At 73.1% G+C, this 1,147-nt stretch carries 2 protein-coding genes and 1 pseudogene; all 3 read right to left on the bottom strand.

Translation table 11 applies throughout. The annotated features are described in order from the left end of the window. Positions 1–216: pseudogene (locus RM572_RS28545) on the bottom strand (conjugal transfer protein); the annotation flags it as partial. Further along, complete coding sequence (locus RM572_RS28540) at positions 216–479, bottom strand: DUF6284 family protein (protein ID WP_311676272.1); 264 nt, start codon at positions 477–479, stop codon at positions 216–218. The gene RM572_RS28540 and the pseudogene RM572_RS28545, both read right to left, overlap by 1 nt. Positions 480–523: 44 nt before the next feature. Beyond that, positions 524–919: a DUF3307 domain-containing protein gene (locus RM572_RS28535; protein WP_311676271.1), complete on the bottom strand. Its 396-nt coding sequence runs from the start codon at positions 917–919 to the stop codon at positions 524–526. Positions 920–1,147: the final 228 nt, after the last annotated feature.

Below are 1,147 nucleotides of genomic sequence, written 5' to 3'. Positions count from 1 at the left end.
CGACTGCCCCAGCAGCGTCAACGCGAGCATGATGACGGCCAGCACGCCGGTCGCGCCCTCACCGGCCGCCACCGCACCCAGCGCCGTGCCCTTGCCGTAGGCGCCCGAGATGTTGGTGTAGGTGCCGATCCCACCCGCGACGCCCGTGGCCAGCATGGGCACGAACGCGGCCGTGAGGACGACCTTCTGCGTGCGGGTCAGTTCACGGCGTTCCATCAGGCCACCTCCGGGGCGCCGGTCGTGCGGTTGGCGACCTCGATCCGGGCCAGCAGCACCTTGCGGTGTGCGCGGCGCAGGCGGCGGGCGTCGAGCTCGTTCGGCGCCCGGTCGAGCAGCGCGATCTGCACGTCCAGGAGGTCGACCTCGGCGTCGAGGACCGGCATCTCCGCCTCGATCGTGGCCAGCTCGGCGGCCGTCGGCCCGTCCCCGGTGGCAGGGCGGGTGTTGGTGCGGTGGGTGTTCAGCGGGATGACGTTCATCGGTGGTCCTTCCAGAGCAAAGGGGCGGCGGTGGGCGGCCGGGGTCAGGTGACGGCCAGCAGCAGGGCGGCGACGGCGAGCGCGAGGACGTGGGCGGCCTGGTCGACGTGGGCGGCGCCGCCGTGCTGGGCGAACCCGGCCTGCCGGGCGAAGCTCATCCAGCGGGCGACGGGCCAGCGGCGGTCGATGACCGCATGCGTCGCGCCGATCCACAGCAGCGCGGCCACGGCGGCGGCCGGCGCGGTGCGGATGCCGAGCACCAGCGCGGCCACCGCCAGCGCCACCGCGCAGAACACGACGTGGGTGGCGGCGTGCGCGAGGTTGGCCCGCCAACCGGCCGCACCGGGCTTGGCCTTGTGGCACGCCTGGTGGTCGGTCTGGAACGGGTAGTCGGCCAGCAGGTGCGCGACGTAGAGCAGGACGAACAGCGAAGCGAACACGAAAGCCTCCAAGGGCTCGAAGAGCAGGAACAGAACGGCCCACGCGCGCCGGGGCCCGCACCACCGACGTGGTGCGGGCCCCGGACGCTGGTGCGGGTCAGCCGCGCTTCGCGGCCGCGTCCCGTTGCGACTGCTCGTTCGCCCTGCGGTTCGCCTCTTCGAGCTGCCGACGCTGCTCGTCCGTCATCGCCAGCACGTGTGTGATCCTGATGTTCACGGGCTCCTCCA

Source organism: Streptomyces hazeniae, from assembly GCF_031845485.1.
In the GTDB taxonomy this organism is placed as follows: Bacteria; Actinomycetota; Actinomycetes; order Streptomycetales; family Streptomycetaceae; genus Streptomyces; species Streptomyces hazeniae.
Note: the sequence above shows the minus strand (reverse complement) of the source record. Positions and strands in the feature narration are given on the sequence as shown.

Excerpts from the sequence above, each read along its gene's own strand:
- RM572_RS28540 (WP_311676272.1), bottom strand. The coding sequence starts at position 479 with ATGAACGTCATCCCGCTGAACACCCACCGCACCAACACCCGCCCTGCC.